This is a genomic window from Acetobacter lambici (genome assembly GCF_011516885.1).
Classification (GTDB): Bacteria; Pseudomonadota; Alphaproteobacteria; order Acetobacterales; family Acetobacteraceae; genus Acetobacter; species Acetobacter lambici.
Genome location: NZ_WOTD01000037.1, coordinates 1 through 20,485, shown reverse-complemented (window position 1 = coordinate 20,485; position 20,485 = coordinate 1). Strand labels below are relative to the sequence as shown.

Genomic DNA, 20,485 nt, shown 5'->3' with positions numbered 1-20,485 from the left:
TACTGCGCGCGGGTGATTTCAGTCCAGGCCATCTTGATCTCATCAGGTTATCGCAAACCCATGAATCATAATCCACTGAAATCACTCAACTCATTTTCGGTCAGACACTAAAGGGGCTCCGCCCGTTAACGTTGCGCCAGATCAACTCTTCAGGCCCCGTACGGTGGAAGAGGCCCGGCAGGACGTGGACGCAATGGCGGCCGAAGGAACCGATCTGGTTAAAATATGGGTAGACGACTTTGACCATTCCCTTCCCGTCAAAATGGATCCAGCCATCATAAAGGCTGTTGTGGATGAAGCGCACGAGAAACACTTACGTGTTGCAGCCCATATTCATGATCTGGATGATGCTGAACGTGTTGTAACAACCGGGGTTGATATTCTGGCGCATGGTGTGCGCGACAAGCCTGTTCCGCCGTCATTTGTAGCAACACTCAAGGATCGGGGTATCTGGTATATTGCTACGCTGGAACTGGATGAGGCAACGACCGCATGGGCCGACCAGCCTGCATGGGTCAAAACTCCGTTTGTTGTGGCTGGGTTGTCCGTCCCTTTGCAGCAGCAGATTAATAATCCAGCATGGCAGCAGGAAAATAGAACAGGCAGTAAGGCCACATTTGCGCGCACATCCCTTGCTACAAACCTGCAAAATCTGAAAATACTCTGGAATGCGGGCGTAAAAATAGGATTTGGTACGGATAGCGGGGCAACTCCGCTGCGGGTTCCCGGTGTTGCGGAACATCGGGAGTTGGCCTTGATGGTTCAGGCAGGTCTGACGCCCCTTCAGGCGCTGCATATTGCCACACAGGAAGCCGCAACCTTGCTGGACCTGCATGACCGAGGGGTGATTGCAGCGGGCAAAAGGGCTGACCTGCTGGTTGTTGCAGGCAATCCCGCAAACACAATTTCCAACGTCGACCGCGTGGTGGAAACATGGGCGAATGGTTCAGTCGTGGCGGGCCCCATACCCGTTAAAACGCAGCAGAACGCCCCCTGAGTAGTTTTGAGCGGTAGAACAGTGATGTTGCACTTTGACCAGAACGGACATTGTGAGGGTAGGTATGTATAAAATTGGGACGACCTTACTAACCGCCGGCCTTTTGGCTGGAATGCTGAGCATTGTGCAAGTGCGCGCTGCTCCCATAACAAACAATAATGATCCTGCTTTTGGTCGTAATGGACAAGTCCAGATTGTTGCCAGCATAGCGGCGCCAGACCCATCCGGCGTTGCCGTTGTGGATGGGCGGCTGTTCCTCACATTTCCTAAGCATGATGGGGACCATACCGGCCCCGTTCTGGCGGAGTGGAAAGATGGGCGGCTGATCCCTTTTCCTTCAGCGGCATTTTCAGCTTCGTCAGACGGTGCTCCTCAATCGCACCTGATTTCTCCCCATGGGCTGACCACAGACACGCAGGGAAATCTGTGGGTTATTGATGATGGTAAGGTCAAAGGACAGCCCATACCTGCCGGTGGTGCCAAAGTTGTAGGAATCAACCCCGCAACAGGGCAGATTATTGCCAATGTTCCTTTAACCAATGCGCTACTCCCCCAAAGCCATATGAACGATCTGCGCGTGGACCTGACACATGGCGCAAAGGGTATGGCCTATGTCACGGATAGTTCGTTTGATGGGCACCCAGCTCTGGTCGTGCTGGACCTTGCCACTGGACAGCAGCGTCGCGTTCTGGAGAACACAGTCTCCGTTCTGCCAGATGCCGGATACCAGACAGTATTGGATGGGCGGGTACTGCACTACGACCCTGCACACCCGACTTTTCCCGCAGGCGGAGCGGACGGAATTACCCTGTCGGTTGATTCGGGGCGTGTCTATTACGCGCCATTGGCTAGTCGCCGTTTATATAGCCTGCCAACAGACAAACTGGCTGATTTTAATGTCAGTTCCGCTCAACTGGCATCTCTGGTAGTGGATGAGGGAGAAAAAGGTGCTGCGGACGGATTGGCGACTGACGCATGGAACCGTATTTACACAACTGCGGCTGACCATGATGCCGTGTTCCGCCGTAACCCGGATGGCACTTTTGACCTAATAGCGTCCGATCCACGGTTTGTCTGGCCAGATGGTATTTTTGCTGACCAGCATGCGGTTTATGTTGTGTTAGGACAATGGAGCCGCCTGCCCCGCCTGCATAATGGAGTGGATATGCGCAAAGCTCCCTTTTTGGTTGCGAGAATACCAATTACAGCGCCCCCTGCGCATTGATGTAGACTGTTGGTGTAAAAGAAAACATTGTGTTGAGTTCATGTGTTTTGAGGTATTGAAGGAAGAATACAAATATTATCCGCCCGGGCGGGGGAAACAAGCGTAAGCCCCGCCTGTTGCGCTGTTCTGAGTGCATATGCCGTGGGAGCGGAGAGCGAGACAAGCATTCGCGTGCCAGCAGCAATGGCTTTGCTTGCCATTTCGTAGGAACAGCGGCTGGTGATCAGGCAGAACCCATCCGTAAAATCCTTAGAAGTTTGCAGGCCATGACCAATCAGCTTGTCCAGAGCATTGTGCCGTCCCACGTCTTCCCGAATTGAGGTGATATTACCATTGGTATCACACCATGCTGCGGCATGGAGCATGCCTATTCCAGCATTCAACGTCTGGTGGTCCCGCAGGCACGCTAACGCGCTGCGTATGGCCGATAAATCGGGGGTATAAGCCTGCACAGTGTTCTGAACACGAGTGACAACGCTGTTCATGTCTGCACCACAAATGCCACAACTGGTGCGGCCTGCTATCGGGCGACGGCTGCGCGCTAGAACCGTGCGGAGTGCATCTGCACTTATCCGGAGGTCAGCTTTCAATCCTCCGGGAACAGGCGATATGGAAATATTCCTGATTTCAGAGATATTTTTTATAATGCCTTCCGTCATGGAAAAGCCAATGGCAAAATCAATAATACTATGCGGCGTAACCATCATAACCGCATATTCAATACTATTATAGACTAATGCCAATGGCACTTCTTCAGCCAGATGCAGTGTGTGTTCAGTTATTGTTGTTGCGTGGGTATCTGAATTTTTCCAGACAATCCGCTCTGCACGGCAGGGTGTTGAAATGGCGAACGTTGAATGCTCATGCTCCACAGTTGTTGCTCCGTGCCAGAGTTTGTCCATGAGTACGCACCTCGGCCAGATCTTGTGGTGTATTAATATTCAGGAATGGGTCAAAAGAGCATAAAGGAGCAAAATCAACGGCACGGGCATTCAAAGCATAGGCCAGAGTGCAGACACGCGTGTTCTGTTTTTTGTTCTGCTCCGTTATGCCTGCAAGTTGTGCGGCTAATAGCGCACGGGCAGGTGCAACAGGCCATAATGCAACCAGAGAGTGGCGTTGCTCCGCATAAACGGCATAAGACGGTGCAGGCAGTAAAGTGCTGACCAGATTGTCTGGAATAAATGGGGTATCGACTGGCACACTGATCAAGGCGTCAAATCCTGCTGCCTCGGCCCATTCCAGCCCACTCAGTAACCCTGCAAGTGGTCCTACATTGCATTGTGTATCGGCCAGTACGGGGTAATTCCATGCCTTAAATCTTTGTGCATCGCCATTGGCACTTATGGCAATGCCCGCACACTCTTTTTTTAGGCTGGCAATCACCCAGTCTATACAGGGCTTCTGGTCGATCTCCATAAATGCCTTGTCGGCATAATGCATCCGCCTTCCCTGCCCGCCCGCTAGGACCAGCCCCGCGATTTTTGAGGTGTGCTGCATGATAAGATATGTCTCTACCTGTTTGTGCTGGTCATTGTGCGTGAGTCTGATTAAAAATCAACGGCTCCCTTTTAATGCAGCATGGGTTAGTCAGTCCTTTATGCCTCTTTATCGCAAACAACGGATTTTTGGCGTTATCGGGCGTAGCGGGTCTGGTAAAACGCATCTTATTAGCCGTCTTATCCCATTTTTTTGCCAGCAGGGGCTGAGTGTTTCCACAATCAAGCATACCCATCATGGTGTGGATATGGACATGCCGGGGAAAGATACATTCTGTCATAGAGAAAGTGGCGCAGCCGAAGTCATGTTGGCGACGCCAGCGCGTTGGGTTTTGCAGCACCAGAGTGCCGCCCCACCAAAGCTGAATGATCTGGTAAACGCCATGCAACCGGTTGATCTGATTCTGGTTGAGGGTTTTCATGCCGATGTGCCCGCCAGTCTGGAAGTCTGGCGACCTGTAACGGGCAAAGAACCACTATTTCCAAATACGCCCCATATTCAGGCCGTTGCGACGGATAATCCGTCTATACATAACGGTTCGGATAAAAACATCTTTTTATCTGTGAATGATACACGGTCTATTGCAAATTATATCCAAAAGCATGCTTTTATATGGACACCAACTGAACAATAGAGTGTTGTGCTGTTTATACAGGGTGAAATGGATTTGCGTAGCACCAGTCACCAACTTGCAGATTATGCCCAGCAGGAATGCGCAAGATTCCATCCGCGCGGGAAAAACAGAGGATGTCAGATGCACCTTGTGATGGCACAAGGGAAAAAACACCTTCCTTGCCACTTTGTGCATAAGTAACGGGCACAAAGCATGTTGCATCCGGTGCGGGAGTAAATGCAAAGTTGCTTCTGCCGCCAATAAGGGCAGACGCACTCAACTCCGGTTTAAACCCCATAAACAAACGGAGGAATGGCAGAACAAAAAATTGGGCGCATATGGCCGTAGCTCCCGGATTTCCGGGTAGACAAAAAACGGGTTTTTGCCCCAGTAACATAAGAGTAAACGGTTTGCCCGGTCGAATTTTCACCCGTCGGAACACGCAGGATGCTCCAAGACGTTCCATAACGGGCAAGACATTATCCGTCTGACCAACGGATATTCCGCCAGTTGTTATAAGAATGTCAGAGTGAGCCGCCAGTTCGGTTATGGCTTCGAGCAGTTCCTGCTGACTATCAGAACCAACCACGCGGCTTAGAACATGCACTCCCCTGCTTTGCAGCATTGCCTGAAGGATGGGGGTGTTAATTTCCGCCCGGCAATCTGGAGCATTTGGGGCAAATTCTGCACCACTCGCCACAACACCGACCCGGCACGGTTTGTAAACAGCTACCTGTTTTACATTCTGGCTGACCAACAACGCAATATGCCGCCAGTCAAGTTTTTGTCGGGCGGCATATAGCAGGGCACCTGCCGAAAATTCCTCCCCAGTCAGCCGTATATTTTTGCCTACCGCGATGTCAGATGGAGTTAGCTGGAGCATGCCATTGCTTATCTGCACCCGTTCACGCGCAATAACGCAGTTAGCACCTGCTGGTAGGCGCGCGCCTGTCAGAATTGTTGCGGCTGTTCCCTTCTGGTGCGGTTCGGGCTGGTCTCCAGCGACAACATAGTCCCGTAAGGGAATGGCCGTGGTGTGTACGCTGGTATCGGGAATGTCTGCACAGCAAAAAGCATATCCATCCATGGCGGAAATATCAGCTTCCGGCCGAGGAGAGAGCGCATACAAATCGCGAGCCAGAATACGACCATCCGCCTGACTGACGGGAATATATTCAACTTCTGGAACAGGTAGTGTTTTGATCAGGGCCGATAAAATGGATTGTGCCTGCTCATACTCCACCATTGATGGGGCGGGCGTATGTCCAATAACGGCCGATGGTCGAGGTAAATGCACACTACAGTCCATGACATTGTTACAAAGGGAAAGAAAACGGGCTTATACCAATGCGCATAAAGCCCTCTTCCTCCATGGCTTTGTCCAAAGACAGACTACCCAGATCATCCGCCACGGCTTCCAGCTCGGGGTCATAATCCAGACGGAATGTTTTAATGTAGCTTTTGCAATCACCACAGGTTTCGATCTGGATGGCGGATTTGGCGTCATCCAGCGTCCAGTGGTCAATTTTCCCGCTGGCGCCACAGTCAACACAAACAGCGCGGACCCTATGCCAGCGCACTTCGCACAGGCTGCATTGCAGGTACCGTATTCCCTCACGCGCCCCCCCAAGTACCAGACTGGCAACGGGTGGTGCATGGCAGCAGGGGCAACAGACGGCCTGTGCAGCGGAGTGCGCAATGGCTGCGTCCTGTCGGAGAGCAACGGCCTGAGCCCAGCAGGAGGAAAGTGCTGCCCATACAACAACAGAAACACCAGCGTTAACCTGCTGGTAGTCCGAGCGTAAAAGATGGGCGGCAGTGCTGACGAGCTGAGTTTTGTCGGTGGATAGATCGCTCAGTATTTGCCCCATATCGTGTGGGAGCATGGGAGCAAGCTGCTTTGCCAGAGTTGCATAGGCAACCTGCCAGCTTTGTATGCTGGCAAGCCCGGGTTGTAGTTGTGCGTCGTCAGGACCATGTTTGAGCAGCGCATGAATGGCCGTAGCTTCCGCTTGATCAAGCGGGGCTTGTGCCAGAATCTGCTGCTGGGTCTGCACCAGTTTTGTGAGAAAGCGAAAGTAATCTCCGTTTTCTTCCTGCAACTGAGCCTGTGCGTTTAACCGTTTAATGCGGCGTGCATAAAGTGAATCCAACATGGGAAAAATAGTTGGATCAATTGCCATAACGCCGGGCGTGCGTTTATCCGGAGCAACAATGTCGGACGGTGTCAGCATCAGCCATGCCTTTTGGAAGGAAGGGGTTTGGTCGGGGCGACTTCCTCCTCATACCAGCGGTCATGGTGCTGGCGAGTCCATGCGCGTGACACATAACCACTGATCATCCCGCCAATGGAGCCACGGACCCATATACCCATGTAAATATGCCCGATAACCAGCAGAATAAGGGCAAGACCTGCTACCGAATGAGCTAAAAGTGCCAGCCGCAGAACAGGAATTGGAAAAAGAGCGGCAAAGTATGCACGCCAGATCATTAAGCCGCTGACAAATAAAAGGCTGATGAGGGACATGATTCCCCAGAACAGAATTTTTTGCCCCGCGTTGTATTTGCCAATCTGAAGTTTTTGTCCGTGTTTGTTCAGTAGCACGTCCACAATGTGCTTAAACCACGTCAGGTCCGTACGGACGAAAAGGTTGTGGTGCACAAAACGGACAAACATGCACATAAGCAGGCCAAAAACAGCAATACCCAAAAAGGGATGCAGAACCCGTGCAAGCTGCGGCGGGCCAAGCACGTATCCAAGCCAGTTCAGGCTCGGGAAAAACCATGAAAGTCCGGAAAGAGCGACCAGCGTGAAGCACGAAACCATGCTCCAGTGGAACATACGGTCTATAAGCTTGGTACGTAAGACCAGATTGCTGTTATCCATTACGCATCCCTCCCGTCTTCATTCGGGCCCTGTCCCGCATCTTCGAGTTCTTTTTCCGGCTCAGTCGGGGGTGTTTCGTCCGTCGTGTTCGCGCCTACCCCCATATAATGGACAAAGGCTCCGGCCAGAGTGGCGATAAAGCCCAGCGCTCCAACGGGTTTCAGCCATTCCTTCCAACCCCGCACTACGGGGCTGATATGCGGGTCATCTGGCAGACGGTGGTACAGGCTGGGCTGGTCTGCATGTGTGAGAACGTACATAACATGCGTGCCCCCAACCCCGGCAGGGTCATAGAGCCCTGCCCCGTCATGCCCCCGCCCCTTGAGTTCTTCAACCCGTGTGGCGGCAAGGTCTTTCATCTCGGCTTTGGAGCCGAAAGAGATGGCACCTGTCGGGCAGGTTTTGACACAGGCAGGTTCCTGCCCCACGGCCACCCGGTCTGCGCAAAGCGTGCATTTATAGGCTCGGTTATCTTTCTGGCTGATACGAGGAATATCAAACGGACAACCGGCAATGCAGTAACCGCAGCCAATGCATTGCTCGGACTGAAAATCGACAATGCCATTGGCAAACTGCAAGATCGCACCTGGGCTTGGGCAGGCTTTCAGGCAGCCCGGCTCCTCACAGTGCATGCAGCCCTCTTTGCGCAAAAGCCATTCCAGCTTGCCAGCTTCGTCCTCTCTCTCATCAAAGCGGATGACGGTCCATGTCTCGGGGGACAGGTTGGCAGGGTTGTCATATACCCCTACGTTATGCCCGACCTCATCACGCAGGTCGTTCCATTCAGAACAGGCGACCTGACACCCTTTGCATCCTGTGCAAAGGGAGACGTCAATCAGCTTGGCCACTTCCAACTCATGGCTGCGGGCTTGCGGCAGTGGTGTCAGTCCGTTGGTGGCGGAACGGCGGATAATGTCTTGTGACTGCATACCCATCAGCGCACCTCAGACTTTCTCAACATTAACAAGAAAAGCTTTAAACTCAGGCGTTTGGGAATTGGCATCCCCAATGGCTGGAGTAAGCGTATTGGCCAGATAGCCCTTGCGGGTGGCCCCTTTGAAGCCCCAGTGGCAGGGCACGCCAACCTGATCGAGGTCCTTGCCCATGACATTCAGTCGTTTGAGTCGTTTGGTGACCACAGCCTTGGCCTCGATATACCCACGGTGGGAGGAAACACGCACCATGTCCCCGGCGTTGATGCCGAGCTTGCCTGCCAGCTTGTCCCCAATTTCGACAAACTGTTCAGGCTGCATGATGGCGTTCAGTCTGGAATGCTTGGTCCAGTGCCGGAACAACTCAGTAATGGAATAGGTTGTTGCCACATAGGGGTATTGGGCTGGGTCACCCATACGAGGTTTTTCGTCCGCGTAAAAGCGCGCGGCCGGGTTTCTGAGCGCAGTTTTACCCAATGCCGAGGCCAGAACCGGGGTTTCGGTCGGTTCATAATGCTCGGGGAACGGTCCATCAGCCAGTTTGTCCCCACCGGCAAACAGAAGACCGACACCCTCGCTGTGCATAATAAATGGCCCCACCCCGCTGTTTGGGGGGGATGTTACGGGGTAGTCTGGCACATCGCCTCCGCCCCAACGTTGCCCGTCCCATGCAATGATCTGTCGTTTGGGGTCCCATGGACGCCCCTGCACATCCAGAGAGGCGCGATTGTACAGAATACGGCGGTTTGCAGGCCATGCCCACGCCCAGCCGGGTGTTGTGCCCAGACCTGTATCGGTGTTGTCACGGCGGGCCATCTGGTTGCCTGCCTCGGTCCATGAGCCAGCAAAAATCCAGCAGTAGCTGGCTGTACTGCCATCATCCTTCATAACCGAAAAATCAGGCAGCAGTTCGCCCCTACGCACGACAACATGGCCTTTGTCGTCTGTTATGTCGGCCAGCGCATACCCGTTGGCCTCCTTGGCGACTTCCTCTGGCGTGGGGTCTTCGGGGTCTTTGTAATTCCACTGCATGTTCAGCACAGGTTCGGGGCAAACGCCCCCTTCCTTTGCGTACAGAGCGCGGAGCTTGGTAAAGATGGTGCCTATAATGTGCCCATCGTTCCACGCATCTCCCGGTGGTCTGGCCCCTTCAAAGTGCCACTGCAACCAGCGTGCGGAATTGACGATAGAACCGTTTTCCTCCGCAAAGCAGGATGCGGGCAGCCGGAAGACTTCTGTTTGAATATCTTCAGATCGGACATCATTAAAGGTGCCCTCGTTCTGCCAGAAGTTGGATGTTTCCGTATCCAGCGGGTCCATAGTGACCAGAAAGCGCAGTTTGGACAGGGCATCGCGCATGCGGTTTTTGTCGGGCATGGCGGCCAGAGGGTTGAAGCCCTGCGCAATGTAACCGTTAACTTTACCCTGATGCATCATTTCAAAATAGGCCAGCATATCGTAGCTGCGGTCCCATTTTGGCAACCAGTCGTAACCCCAGTTGTTTGCGGGAGTTGCGTGGTCGCCCCACAATGTTTTCATCAGGCTGACAAAGAACTTGGGCGTGTTGTGCCAGTAGTTGACCTGCCCGGGTTCATCTGCGTGGGGAGTAACGGCCTGCAAATAGCCATCCAGCGTCTGCTGGCTGTCCTTGGGGAGGTTCATGTAACCCGGAAGACGGAGCGAGAGCAGACCAAGGTCCGTGTAGCCCTGAATATTCGAATGCCCACGCAGGGCGTTCAGGCCGCCGCCTGGCATACCAACATTACCCAGCAGAAGCTGGATCATGGCGGCTGTGCGTATAATCTGTGTGCCGTTGGTGTGGTGTGTCCAGCCGAGCGCGAACAGGATGGTGGAAGTCAGATCAGGTGCGCTGGTGGCGGCCAGAGTTTCGCAGACATGCAGAAAGTCTTGTTCGGGCGTGCCTGTAATCTGCGCCACAACTTCAGGCGTATAACGCGCGGCATGCTCGCGCAGCAGATTGATAACGCAACGCGGGTTTTGCAATGTTGGGTCAACAACCGCATAGCCTTGGGCATCGCGATCATAAGCCCACGAAGATTTATCGTAGCTCCGCTTTTCCGCGTCATACCCGCTAAAAAGTCCTTCATGAAAACTAAAGTCTTCGCGCACGACAAAAGGTGCGTTGGTATAGGACTTAACGTATTCATGCTGGATTTTATCATGTGTAAGAAGGTAGTTGATGACCCCCAGCAAAAAAGCGCCATCTGATCCTGCACGGATAGGTGCATAAAAATCGGCCACTGCGGCACTGCGGTTGAAGCGCGGGTCTACAACCATAACCTTCGCGCCATTGCGGATTTTGGCTTCCATGACCCATTTAAAGCCAACAGGGTGTGCTTCGGCCGGGTTGCCACCCATAATCAGCACGACATTGGCGTTTTTAATGTCTACCCAGTTGTTGGTCATTGCGCCACGGCCAAGTGTGGGCGCAAGAGCGGAGACGGTGGGGCCATGACAAAGCCGGGCCTGACAGTCCAGTGCCAGTATGCCCAAAGACCGTGCGAACTTGAAGTCCAGCAGCCCTGTTTCATTACTTGCGGCGGAAGAGGCAAGCATGCCGGTGCTGAGCCAGCGATTAACGGTTTCGCCTTTTTCGTTTTTTTCTATAAAATTTTTATCGCGGTCGTCTTTGAGGAGGCGGGCAATCCGGTCAGTGGCGTCTTCCCAACTGATCCGTGTCCACTCCTTGCTTCCAGGAGCCCGGTAGGACGGATAATGCAGGCGACCTTCGCTGTGAATAAAGTCGACCAGCCCTGCCCCTTTCGGACATAGGGAGCCACGGCTTACGGGATGGTCGGGGTCACCTTCGATATGAAAAATACTGGGCTTGGCATTTTTTGCGCCATCCCCCAGAGAATACATGAGCAATCCACAACCCACGGAACAGTATGTGCAATTGTTCCGTGTTTCCTTTGCGCGCAGTAATTTGTACTGCCGTGTTTCTTGCGCAAAAGCCTGTGGAGGGGCAAAACCAAGGGCGATGGCGCTGGCTCCCCCTACGCATGTGCCCGCACCCTTTAAAAACTCTCTGCGCCCCAGAGCCATCTGAACCATCCCGGTTTTGTAAAGAAATAGTAATACACAACTCATATATAGAGTTCGCGGTTTCGAGCATTGATCCGGATCACATTTCAGTGCCATCTAACCAAATATTTAATATTTTATGCATAAATCCGCACGACTGTTGCATAAATGCATACAGAAATGGCCGTGTGGACCTGAGACGGCTGAATACAAGGGATGTCTGTATTTATCGGTATATAGACATCCCTTAATCCATGCTTGAATTATACTTTATCAGTTGATCAGGCCGAACGCCCGCTTGATTGGAGGGGGATATCCTACTGTTAACTGAGAATGCTCAAGTTAAGATGGAATGTCTTTTGGTTTCTATAAATTGTTTTAATAAACGCGTAAGTAATTGATTGTTCAGGTGTAAACCAAGGGAGTGTCTGGTTTATAGAAAAATGGTGTGGAGCCATTCTTTGCCCCACACCATTGATAAAGCAACAGATTATGAGGGTAATCAGGCGAGTTTAAACGCCCGATTATCCTCGTAAGGTCTTATGCGTCGGCTTTTAAAAATTCCTGATAATATTCATCTGCCATTTTACGCAAAGAGCGGCCAATGGCGGCATACTGGTATTCGCTCAGGTTTGCCAAAGATGCACGGGCTGCTGGTTTTTGCACGCCAAAGCCTTCACCGGGCAACAGAACAATGCCAGTCTCATCCGCTATGCGAAACAGCATTTCGCCTGTGCTGGCACGTTTGACCATCCATTTGGCGAACTTTTTGCCATAAAGGTCACGCGCAACTGTCTCCAGATCAATAAGCGTATAGTAATCGACGGCATTCGCGTCTTCTTTGGGTTGAACGCCAAGCTCGCGGTAAAGCGTTGCTTCCCTGCGACGGATAACGGCCTTGAGTGACGCCTTGTAATGACCGGTTTCGTCCATCAGAGCAAAGAGTGCGAACAGCACCATTTGTACCTGTTGGGGGGTGGAAAGACCTGCTGTGTGGTTCAGGGCTACGGCCCGGCTATCAGCCACGAGACGGTCAATGAACTTGAGTGCCCCGGGATCCGTCGTCAGGCTTGAGTAACGGCGACCAAGAGCTTTTTGTGTGCTGCCAGGAAGGGCGCGGAGCAAGCCGTCAATGGCATTGTCTTTATGAACACCAATAACACCCAGACGCCAGCCAGTTGCTCCAAAATATTTGGAGAAGGAATAAACCAGAATGGTATTGGCCGGACACACTGCATAGAGCGAGCGGAAGTCATCGGCGAATGTGCCATAAACATCATCCGTCAGGATCATCAGGTCGGGACGATCGTTTTTAACAATTGAGGCAATCAGTTCCAGAGAGGCATCATCCATTTTGACGGATGGTGGGTTGCTGGGATTGACGCAGAAGAAAATCTTAACAGCGGGGTCTTTCAGTTTTTCCAGTTCAGCCGTGGGATACTGCCAGTTCATATCCGGGTCGGCGTGAATGGAAACAACTTCCAGTCCGTATTCTTCCAGTTGTGGAATTTCGATGTACGGTGAAAAGACAGGCAGGCCAATGGCGACCTTATCCCCTTTTTTGACCAGACCATTCTGTTTGAGTGTATTAAAAATATAGGCCATGGCGGCAGTGCCGCCTTCTGTGGCAAAAAAATCCGTGCTTTCAACCGGCAGCGAACTCCCAACCATTTCACGCAGGACGTACTGGCCTGCAATCTGCTCGCTCATGCTCAGCATGCGAGGCGGGGTCGGGTAATTGCACCCTAGAATGCCTTCGACCATTTCATGCAGGAAGGCCGAAGCGGAAAGGCCCATCTGATCGCGCACGTAGCTCAATGCCCGACCAAGGAAGAAGATTCCGTTTTTGTCACGGTTTTCGGAGAGGAAACGTTCAAATCTTTCCTCAATCCCCTCCACGCGGGCCTGACCGCCAACGCCTGCTGTCATGTAGGAAAAAGATAGCTCAGATTCAGAAACCGCAAATTGGCCCAGATGGAAAAAAGCGGAACGGGGCAGTGTTGCCAGAAAATTAGGGTTGCCGCGGCCAGCATTGAGCATGGCCCGGTCCGTGCGGCTGGATGCCAGACGGATGAGTTCATCCTTTAGCTCAAAGGGGCTAAGGTTTTTGAATTTTGCGTAATCAATAGCCATCGTGTTCTCGCTCTCGTAATGTGCAAAACAGGATCAGGAAAAAGCCACGACCAAAGGCCCTAGAAGGGTCAGCAGCACGTTTGCCACGGCATAGGTAATGGCAAAGGGAGTTGTAGGAACGGAATTGCCGGCTTTGTTAAGGACCTCCCCAAAGGCTGGGTTGGCGCTGCGCGAGCCTGCCAACGCGCCGGCAAAAACGGCTGTATTGTCGTAACGGAGCACGTAGCGTCCGAACAGCATGGTCAGAACAAGCGGCACAAGGGTGACAACAACACCGAGCATGAAAACTGTAACACCATGTTCGATAATGGTTGCCACGGCCTGCTGCCCAGTTTGCAGGCCCGTGACAGCAACAAAGCCAGAAAGCCCCAGATCCACCAGCAGGGAGGAAGAGGCCAAAGGCATGTTTCCTTTTGTGCTGTGCTTGCTTTGATACCAACCGAACAAAAGCCCGGATAACAAGGCACCACCGCCGCTCCCCAGAGTGAGTGGTACAGAGCCCATACGAATGACGATCAGGCCCATTAACAGGCCCAGAACCAGACCAAAGCCATGGAACACCAGATCAGTTTTAATGCTTTTGGTCAGGATCGGTCCCAACTGGGTTGCTACCCGCTGCACGTCCTGACTGGTGCCATAAAGCGATACGATATCGCCTGACACAGCACGTAGGTCCGCATTGATTGTAACGGGTTTGCCGTCACGGCTAACGCCTATAAGGTGGGCACCATGCCGTGCGGAGGCCGCCAGCATTTGCACACATTCAGCTAGCGTTTTACCAAAAAATACTTTGTTGGTCAGGCAAATGTCACGACGGACCATGGTGACGTCCATGCCTTCGGCATTACGGACTTCTGTGCCCAGAACCTGCCCGGCTTCCATAACCCCTGCCCGGTGCCCGAACAGTAGAACCTCATCCCCAATAGCAAGCTGTGTATCTGGTGTCAGGCCGAGTGTGCTGCCTTTGCGGCGTATCTGCTCCACCGTAACGGTGGGGGTTTCAATCTGATGAACAGCCAGTCCTGCCTGCCCGACGGTAAAAACACGCCCAACAAGTTCTGGTAACGCAGGCTGTTCACCATCAGCATAGATGTGAACGCCTCCCATCTGGGCGGCTTCAGCCTTTAGTGCATCTTCACGGATACCGCGTTTGGTCAACCAAGGCAGGACGTTGACACAGAGGATAATGGGGCCAAGTGAGCCAAAAATGTAGGTTACAGCATAACCAACAGCAACGTTCCCCTGCATCTGTTGAACCTGAGCCAGTGGAAGTCCCATTTTTTCCAAAGCGGAACTGGCTGTACCAATAATGGCTGATTGCGTCAGCCCACCTGCAGCAATACCTGCTGCCAGACCTTTATCCAGATGGAAAATACGGGCAACTGTCACAACAGTCAGTAAGCCACTAATGGCCAGCACAACAGCCATGAGTACTTCGCGCATGGATTGCCGGCCCAGCGAACGAAAAAACTGCGGACCGCTCTGAAAACCGACGGCATAAATAAAGAGCGCAAACAGCACAACCTTAATGCCGGAATCAATGTGAATACCAATCTGGCTGATAGCCACGGCCGCAAGCAGAGACCCTGCTACCCCACCAAGCTGGAACGAACCAAAGCGGATTTTTCCTATGCCGTAGCCAATAGCAATAGCCAGAAAGAGTGCAATTTCTGGGCAGGAATTTAGAAGTGCCTTAACAAAAATCATTATTTCCATGCAGATAGGAGCTTCGCTTCTCTGGTTTTTAAAGCCTATATCTCTGTTGTAACGCAACGTAATGTCAAGTGACTCTTTTGATCTCTGTAAATAAATAAAAACCAATAGTTGTTAAATCGGATTGTTACGATACTATTATAAAATATAATATGATTTTATACATATACTTATTTCTATATTGTATGGATTTTTTCGTTTGTTGATGCTACACGGTTGGCTTCTCAAATCTATTTATTGTATGCGGCAATGAAAGAAAAAAATGATAAATACAAATAAAATTAAAAAAATGAATTATCAGTATTTTTTTGCCGCATCGAGTATTGCTCTGACTTTATGCTCAAGTTCAGCTTATGCCGTTGATGGTCAATGGTACACCGGTTCTTTGGTTTCCCCTTCTGGGGCCGAGGCCCACGCTGGTCTTTTGGGGGTTGAACCATATTATAGCTATACACAGCCCATAGGCCGTTTTGGCCCAGATGGGACTAGCCACCCACAGCATCCGCGGCAGCAGACATTTAGTAATTCTACCATGTGGAAGTATGGCATTACTGACCACCTAAGTATTCAGGCACATACTGTGGTTAATTACGGCTGGGAGCGAGGTCAGGGGCATTCTTCTGGCCCAAAATTTGGCGATTTTCCTGTAGATATGGTCTGGCGATTTATAGACCCGGATCCCAAAAAATATATTCCGGCGTTTAATCTTTTCGCTGGAGTGTATTTTCCAACAGGGGATTATAATAAGTTACAGAATAAGCAGGATAGTAATGGTACGGGAGCTTATGTTTTTCGTATGGCCATTACGGAACAGTCCACATATGTAGTAAACGGGAATCATGCTCTACGCCTGCGGACATGGGGGTGGTTCCGGCACGCTCTCGCCTCTACTCATTTGGAAGATGTGACCAGTTACGGAACAGGTACTGGGTTTCATGGCCGCGGCCGTCCGGGGATGAGTGGCCAAAGTGGTTTTTCTTTAGAATATGGGCTTAACCAGTCTTGGGTTTTGGCTATGGATCTGGCGCGTGACTGGGCTAATGGTTCTCGTGTCTGGGGCACGGATGGGCACGGTAAGCATGTTGACCGGATTGCAGCCAGTAACGGGGATTGGCAGATTGCCCCTGCTGTAGAGTATAGCTGGCCCCCCCGATTTGGGGTGATTGTTGGTTCTGCAATCTACTATGCGGGTCATAATACAGGTGTAAAAGTTTCGCCGCAGTTCGCTGTCAATATGGTGTACTAAGTATTGTAAAGACAGCATTTGGGGTCAATAAAAAAGGCATCTCACCGGAAAGATGAGATGCCTGAATTTTATCCAGCCCGCTTATGAATTACACCAAGGTGAATTCATTCAGCAATCCTTTAAGCTGGCGTGCTTGCTGGGCCATGCCTGAACTTGCTGCTGAAGTTTCTTCCACCATTGCGGCATTCTGGCGAGTACCCTGGTCAATGATCGATACGGCGTTATTGACTTCCTGCAATGCCGTGGCCTGCTCAGATGCCGCCTCAGCTATAGCTTTCAGGTGATCGCCAATATCGGCCACGCTAGAAATAATTGTGCTAATGGCGTGCCCTGCCTCCTCCATAATGGAAACACCGGACAGAACCTGCCCGCGAGATGTTTCCACAAGTTCCTTGACTTCTTTGGAGGCATTGCCTGCACGGTTGGCCAGATCACGAATTTCCTGCGCCAGAACACGGAAGCCGCTCCCTGCTTCACCTGCTCGTGCAGCTTCAACGCCAGTATTCAGTGCAAGCAGGTTGGTCTGGATCGCTATGTTGGACATAACGTTTGTAATTTTACTGATAGCTTCGGACGACCGTTCGATCTCGGACATCGCAGCCGTAGCGCGGTTGATCATCACGCCAAACTGTTCGGTAATGCTCTGGCAGTTGTTAACAAATGTATTGGCTTCGGTCACACGTGCAGCGGTAGATGTAACGGTTGCGGTAATCTGTTCCACTGCGGCGGCGGTTTTTTCAACCGAGACAGCCTGCTGTTCGGTTCTATGTGCCAGATCCTGCGCGGCGCTGTTAATTTCACCGGCCGTAATGTCAATGGTCTCTGTCGTGTCGTTCACAATTCCCAGTGTTTCACGCAGGGATTCAATGGCACCATTCAGGTTGTCGCGCAATGGAACGTAAGCGGCAGGGAGTTCTTTATCCATTTTCTGCGACAGGTTGCGTTCCGCAACTTCGCTCAGAATAATGCCAAAGCTATCAGCCACAAACGTCTGTTCTTTATGAATCACTTCATCGCGTGATTTTTGACGAGCTTTTTCAGCTTCTTCCAAATACACGGAAATAGTCAGATCCATTTCAAGCATCACAGCCGTGTACAGGCTTGCAATGGCTTCGCCCATTTCTTCAGTGGAAATGGTTGCTTTTTTTGCAAACAAGCCTGTCTTGGGGGTCAGGTCGGTAATAACGCTGCGGATCAGATGATCCATAACAATGGCGTAGCCGCCAATGTACCAACGGGGTTCCAGGCCAATCCGTGCATGCACACTACCAATAGTATGAACCTTTTCCGCATATTTCTGATCGAAATTTGCGGAGGAAATATTTTTCCAGTGCTGCTGCTGGGCATTTTTTGCATGTGCAGTTTTTTTGCTTCAGTCGGAAAAAACGCGCTTGTTTCTGGTGTTTTTCGAACCTGCTCGTAAAAAATATCCAACGCAACAGGGAGTTCACGATCAATAATGTCCTTGATCAGACGAATGGAGGCGCAATCCTTATCCGTCAGTTTCATGAACTTGCGGCGATATTCCAGATCCGCAAAATCCTGCGCACGGTTTTGTGAATGTCTTATTTCGGTAGAGATGCTATTCATTTTTCTTCTCCTACATCTGTTTATCTGTGGTTGTGTCTTCTGGCCGGGAATGCCCTCCCGCCCAGAAGATATTCTGAATGATTTAGAATAAGTCTTTTAATGCTGTAGACTAGATGCTCTTTACGTCATTGCTATGGCGTAAAGGCCGGGTGGCTCTGCACCCAATGCAATAAATCAGTTGGCGGCATGGGGCGGGCAAACAGATATCCCTGCATGACATCACACCCCATGGTCCTAAGGCGCGCTTCTTGGAATGTGTCTTCCACGCCTTCGGTTACAACATGCACGCCTAGTCTTTTCCCGATATTGATTGCGGCTTCAGTAACGATCAGGGAACTGACGTCTTTTTCAAAATTGATGATAAAGCTCCGGTCAATTTTAATTTCTGTCAGCGGCAGATGTGAAATACGCGAGAGAGAGGAAAAGCCCGTTCCAAAGTCATCCAGAGACAGACCGACACCGATTTCTCGTAAAGCAGTCAGTGTTGTCATGGTCTCTGTATTCTGCTGCATCATACCACCTTCTGTTATTTCAATCGTCAGGCGGTTAGCTGCAAGGTTGTAACGTGCCAGCAGATTGGCAATTTGTTCCATCAGGCTGGGATTGCTGAAATGCGCAGCCGAAAGGTTCACGCTGACGATAGGAACATGCAGGCCGATTTTATCCCATTTGACAATCTGCAGGCATGCTTCCTCCAAAGACCGGAGGCCAATAGCTTCGATCTGGGCTGTTTCTTCCGCGATTGGAATAAAACGTGAGGGAGGAATGGTGCCCAAGGTGGGATGATGCCAGCGGGAAAGGGCTTCCACCCCATATAGCATGTTATTTTTGATGCTGATCTGGGGTTGGTAGAACAACTCCAGTTCGGAATCCTGAATGGCCTTGCGCAAGGCCGATCCAATAATAACACGCGCCCTTACATCATCATTCGCAATGCTTCCCAGAAGCCGGAAGCTCTTCCGCGCGGTTTTCTTGGCTTCGAGCATGGCCATTTCGGCCCGGTTCAGAATATGCTCAATCTCAAGGTCATCATCAGGGTACAGGCTGATACCAATGCTCAGCGAAATAATGATTTCCTGACTATTGATCACAACCGGTTCGCGCATTGCCGCCGTCAGGCTGTCTGCAAAGGTATTGGCGATATCATGATCACCGTTGGGAATGATGACTACAAAGTCATCCCCGCCCAACCGGCCGGTGATAAAGTTGCTGCGGCATTGCCCGGTCAGGCGCTGTGCCATTGTTTGGAGCAGGGCGTCGCCTTTATCATACCCAATGAGGTTGTTGATATCCTGAAACAGGTCAACATCCAGCACGAGCAAGGCAAATGGGGCATTGGCGGCCTGAAGGGTCATTTCCTTCAGGATTGTCGTCACGGCGTTGCGGTTCAGCAGGCCGGTTAGTGCGTCATAACGGTCCAGACGACTCAATTGCTGACGGGTTTTTCCCCGCTCAATAATGGCCGCGCAAGACGGAACGCAACCTGCGACAATTTTTTGAGGCCAGTTGGTTATTTTATCCCGATTCCGCGAATACAGGGCAAAAATGCCTATCAACTCCCCTGCCCCGTTGCAGATAGCCGAAGCCCAGCAGTCCAGAAATTCGCTTTCGTACCCGCTACCGGCGTCGGTGTTCCAGACAATCGCGCGAGCTTCTTCGGGAGCGAGCGTGAGTGCGGCTATATCGGCTTCAGTCAATACAATGCGCATAAGCATTGCTATTTTTCTGCGCGACAGCCCCTCGCCGGAGAGAATCTCAAGGTTTTGTTCAGAGTTCACCTGTAAAAGAACAGCTACACTATTGGGGACAAGCTGTTCAGCCTCTGCGCAGAGCATGTCTGCAATGTCCTGCTCTGGAGACTCCCCAGAGAGTTCATGGAAAACACGGTTCTGGAGGTCTAATATTTTTCTGCGATGGCTCTCTTCGGTCACACCTTTAAGGAAAGCCATATAGTAGCGCTGTTTGTCTGGACCAATAATAGCTGTTGAGATGGACATTTCAGCCGCAACATAATCGCCATTAGTGCGTGTGAACACGACCTCCCGCGAGGTGCCGACTATATGATTAACGCCCGTGTTTCTGTTGTGGTTAATATAGCCGTCATGCTGTGCGCGCTGTTCAAGCGGCACAAGGCAATTAACGTTCTTGCCAATGACATCCAAGGCGGAACAGCCCCATAGTTGTTCGGCCGCAGTATTGAAAAAAACAATGTGATTAAGCTGGTCAATGATAACAACACCGTCTGCGGCCTGCTCAAGCATATCAAAATATAATGTCGTATCGTTTGACAGTGTCGAAGAGTTTGATGTGAGCATTGTTAGGCCTTGAATGCGTCTAGGATATGCAGTGTTGCAGGGCGAAGGCGTTATTTTGGTAAGATTGTAGCCGTGTGACCTCATTGCGATTACTAGTCCGCAAGCATGGTCCTTGCGGTGAACAAATCGAGGTTTGGTCATCTGGCATAATGACGCCCCTCAAAACTTTATAAGTGTGTAAGTGTCTGACCGAAAATGAGTTGAGTGATTTCAGTGGATTATGATTCATGGGTTTGCGATAACCTGATGAGATCAAGATGGCCTGGACTGAAATCACCCGCGCGCAGTA

At 51.3% G+C, this 20,485-nt stretch carries 15 protein-coding genes and 1 pseudogene; 4 read left to right on the top strand and 12 right to left on the bottom strand.

Annotated elements, in window-relative coordinates; translation table 11 throughout:
* Positions 1-163: 163 nt before the first annotated feature.
* Together GOB86_RS12325 and GOB86_RS12320 are read left to right on the top strand one after the other, a co-directional pair.
* The gene (locus GOB86_RS12325; RefSeq protein WP_253544251.1) at positions 164-997 is read left to right on the top strand and encodes an amidohydrolase family protein; all 834 of its coding nucleotides are present in this window, start codon (positions 164-166) and stop codon (positions 995-997) included.
* 112 nt (positions 998-1,109) lie between these two features.
* Positions 1,110-2,222 (top strand): SMP-30/gluconolactonase/LRE family protein, encoded by a 1,113-nt coding sequence (locus GOB86_RS12320; protein WP_253632045.1) that lies wholly within the window; start codon positions 1,110-1,112, stop codon positions 2,220-2,222.
* Between the two features lie 38 nt (positions 2,223-2,260).
* Here the strand turns inward: GOB86_RS12320 and fdhD are convergent, their stop codons facing one another.
* Positions 2,261-3,124, bottom strand: a complete 864-nt coding sequence (gene fdhD, locus GOB86_RS12315) for a formate dehydrogenase accessory sulfurtransferase FdhD (RefSeq protein WP_165992711.1) — start codon at positions 3,122-3,124, stop codon at positions 2,261-2,263.
* A complete protein-coding gene (gene mobA / locus GOB86_RS12310) occupies positions 3,084-3,722 on the bottom strand; it encodes a molybdenum cofactor guanylyltransferase (protein WP_165992709.1) in 639 nt (212 codons plus the stop codon). Before mobA ends, fdhD begins: the two co-directional genes overlap by 41 nt.
* Before the next feature lie 100 nt (positions 3,723-3,822).
* On the opposite strand from mobA, the gene mobB reads away from it, so the two are divergent.
* The gene (gene mobB / locus GOB86_RS12305) at positions 3,823-4,356 is read left to right on the top strand and encodes a molybdopterin-guanine dinucleotide biosynthesis protein B (protein WP_165992722.1); all 534 of its coding nucleotides are present in this window, start codon (positions 3,823-3,825) and stop codon (positions 4,354-4,356) included.
* A gap of 13 nt (positions 4,357-4,369) precedes the next feature.
* On the opposite strand, the gene GOB86_RS12300 is transcribed toward mobB, so the two are convergent.
* The 7 genes from GOB86_RS12300 to aspT all read right to left on the bottom strand — a co-directional run bounded on the left by GOB86_RS12300 (position 4,370) and on the right by aspT (position 15,039).
* Positions 4,370-5,632 carry a molybdopterin molybdotransferase MoeA gene (locus tag GOB86_RS12300; RefSeq protein ID WP_253544253.1) on the bottom strand — a complete coding sequence of 421 codons (1,263 nt, stop codon included), beginning with the start codon at positions 5,630-5,632 and terminating at the stop codon, positions 4,370-4,372.
* Positions 5,633-5,651: 19 nt separating this feature from the next.
* A complete protein-coding gene (gene fdhE, locus GOB86_RS12295) occupies positions 5,652-6,569 on the bottom strand; it encodes a formate dehydrogenase accessory protein FdhE (protein WP_165992707.1) in 918 nt (305 codons plus the stop codon).
* On the bottom strand, positions 6,569-7,222 hold the full coding sequence (locus GOB86_RS12290; RefSeq protein WP_165992705.1) for a formate dehydrogenase subunit gamma: 654 nt from the start codon (positions 7,220-7,222) through the stop codon (positions 6,569-6,571). Before GOB86_RS12290 ends, fdhE begins: the two co-directional genes overlap by 1 nt.
* The gene (gene fdxH / locus GOB86_RS12285; protein ID WP_165992703.1) at positions 7,222-8,157 is read right to left on the bottom strand and encodes a formate dehydrogenase subunit beta; all 936 of its coding nucleotides are present in this window, start codon (positions 8,155-8,157) and stop codon (positions 7,222-7,224) included. The genes GOB86_RS12290 and fdxH overlap by 1 nt, the downstream gene beginning before the upstream one ends.
* A gap of 9 nt (positions 8,158-8,166) precedes the next feature.
* Positions 8,167-11,220, bottom strand: a complete 3,054-nt coding sequence (fdnG, locus tag GOB86_RS12280; protein WP_165992701.1) for a formate dehydrogenase-N subunit alpha — start codon at positions 11,218-11,220, stop codon at positions 8,167-8,169.
* A 519-nt stretch (positions 11,221-11,739) separates the two neighbouring features.
* Positions 11,740-13,332, bottom strand: a complete 1,593-nt coding sequence (locus GOB86_RS12275) for a bifunctional aspartate transaminase/aspartate 4-decarboxylase (protein WP_165992699.1) — start codon at positions 13,330-13,332, stop codon at positions 11,740-11,742.
* A gap of 33 nt (positions 13,333-13,365) precedes the next feature.
* A complete protein-coding gene (aspT, locus tag GOB86_RS12270; protein ID WP_242012656.1) occupies positions 13,366-15,039 on the bottom strand; it encodes an aspartate-alanine antiporter in 1,674 nt (557 codons plus the stop codon).
* Between the two features lie 268 nt (positions 15,040-15,307).
* Here aspT and GOB86_RS12265 point away from each other — a divergent pair, with 268 nt between their 5' ends.
* Entirely contained in the window at positions 15,308-16,291 is a 984-nt protein-coding gene (locus GOB86_RS12265; protein WP_194301195.1) for a transporter, read from the top strand.
* A gap of 88 nt (positions 16,292-16,379) precedes the next feature.
* On the opposite strand, the gene GOB86_RS16425 is transcribed toward GOB86_RS12265, so the two are convergent.
* The 3 genes and pseudogenes from GOB86_RS16425 to GOB86_RS12250 form a co-directional block, all read right to left on the bottom strand.
* Entirely contained in the window at positions 16,380-17,612 is a 1,233-nt protein-coding gene (locus GOB86_RS16425; RefSeq protein ID WP_253544257.1) for a methyl-accepting chemotaxis protein, read from the bottom strand.
* A gap of 59 nt (positions 17,613-17,671) precedes the next feature.
* Positions 17,672-17,881, bottom strand: a pseudogene (locus tag GOB86_RS16530) (protoglobin domain-containing protein); the annotation flags it as partial.
* A gap of 131 nt (positions 17,882-18,012) precedes the next feature.
* Positions 18,013-20,337, bottom strand: coding sequence for an EAL domain-containing protein (locus GOB86_RS12250; RefSeq protein WP_242012655.1), 2,325 nt, complete (start codon positions 20,335-20,337; stop codon positions 18,013-18,015).
* Between the last annotated feature and the right edge of the window lie 148 nt (positions 20,338-20,485).

What these genes read in the sequence shown, in the direction of transcription:
- GOB86_RS12320 (WP_253632045.1), top strand. Translation starts at nt 1,110, where the DNA reads ATGCTGAGCATTGTGCAAGTGCGCGCTGCTCCCATAACAAACAATAAT.
- fdhD (WP_165992711.1), bottom strand. Translation starts at nt 3,124, where the DNA reads ATGGACAAACTCTGGCACGGAGCAACAACTGTGGAGCATGAGCATTCA.
- mobA (WP_165992709.1), bottom strand. Translation starts at nt 3,722, where the DNA reads ATGCAGCACACCTCAAAAATCGCGGGGCTGGTCCTAGCGGGCGGGCAG.
- mobB (WP_165992722.1), top strand. Translation starts at nt 3,823, where the DNA reads ATGCCTCTTTATCGCAAACAACGGATTTTTGGCGTTATCGGGCGTAGC.
- fdhE (WP_165992707.1), bottom strand. Translation starts at nt 6,569, where the DNA reads ATGCTGACACCGTCCGACATTGTTGCTCCGGATAAACGCACGCCCGGC.
- GOB86_RS12290 (WP_165992705.1), bottom strand. Translation starts at nt 7,222, where the DNA reads ATGGATAACAGCAATCTGGTCTTACGTACCAAGCTTATAGACCGTATG.
- fdxH (WP_165992703.1), bottom strand. Translation starts at nt 8,157, where the DNA reads ATGGGTATGCAGTCACAAGACATTATCCGCCGTTCCGCCACCAACGGA.
- fdnG (WP_165992701.1), bottom strand. Translation starts at nt 11,220, where the DNA reads ATGGCTCTGGGGCGCAGAGAGTTTTTAAAGGGTGCGGGCACATGCGTA.
- GOB86_RS12275 (WP_165992699.1), bottom strand. Translation starts at nt 13,332, where the DNA reads ATGGCTATTGATTACGCAAAATTCAAAAACCTTAGCCCCTTTGAGCTA.
- aspT (WP_242012656.1), bottom strand. Translation starts at nt 15,039, where the DNA reads ATGATTTTTGTTAAGGCACTTCTAAATTCCTGCCCAGAAATTGCACTC.
- GOB86_RS12265 (WP_194301195.1), top strand. Translation starts at nt 15,308, where the DNA reads ATGATAAATACAAATAAAATTAAAAAAATGAATTATCAGTATTTTTTT.
- GOB86_RS12250 (WP_242012655.1), bottom strand. Translation starts at nt 20,337, where the DNA reads ATGACCAAACCTCGATTTGTTCACCGCAAGGACCATGCTTGCGGACTA.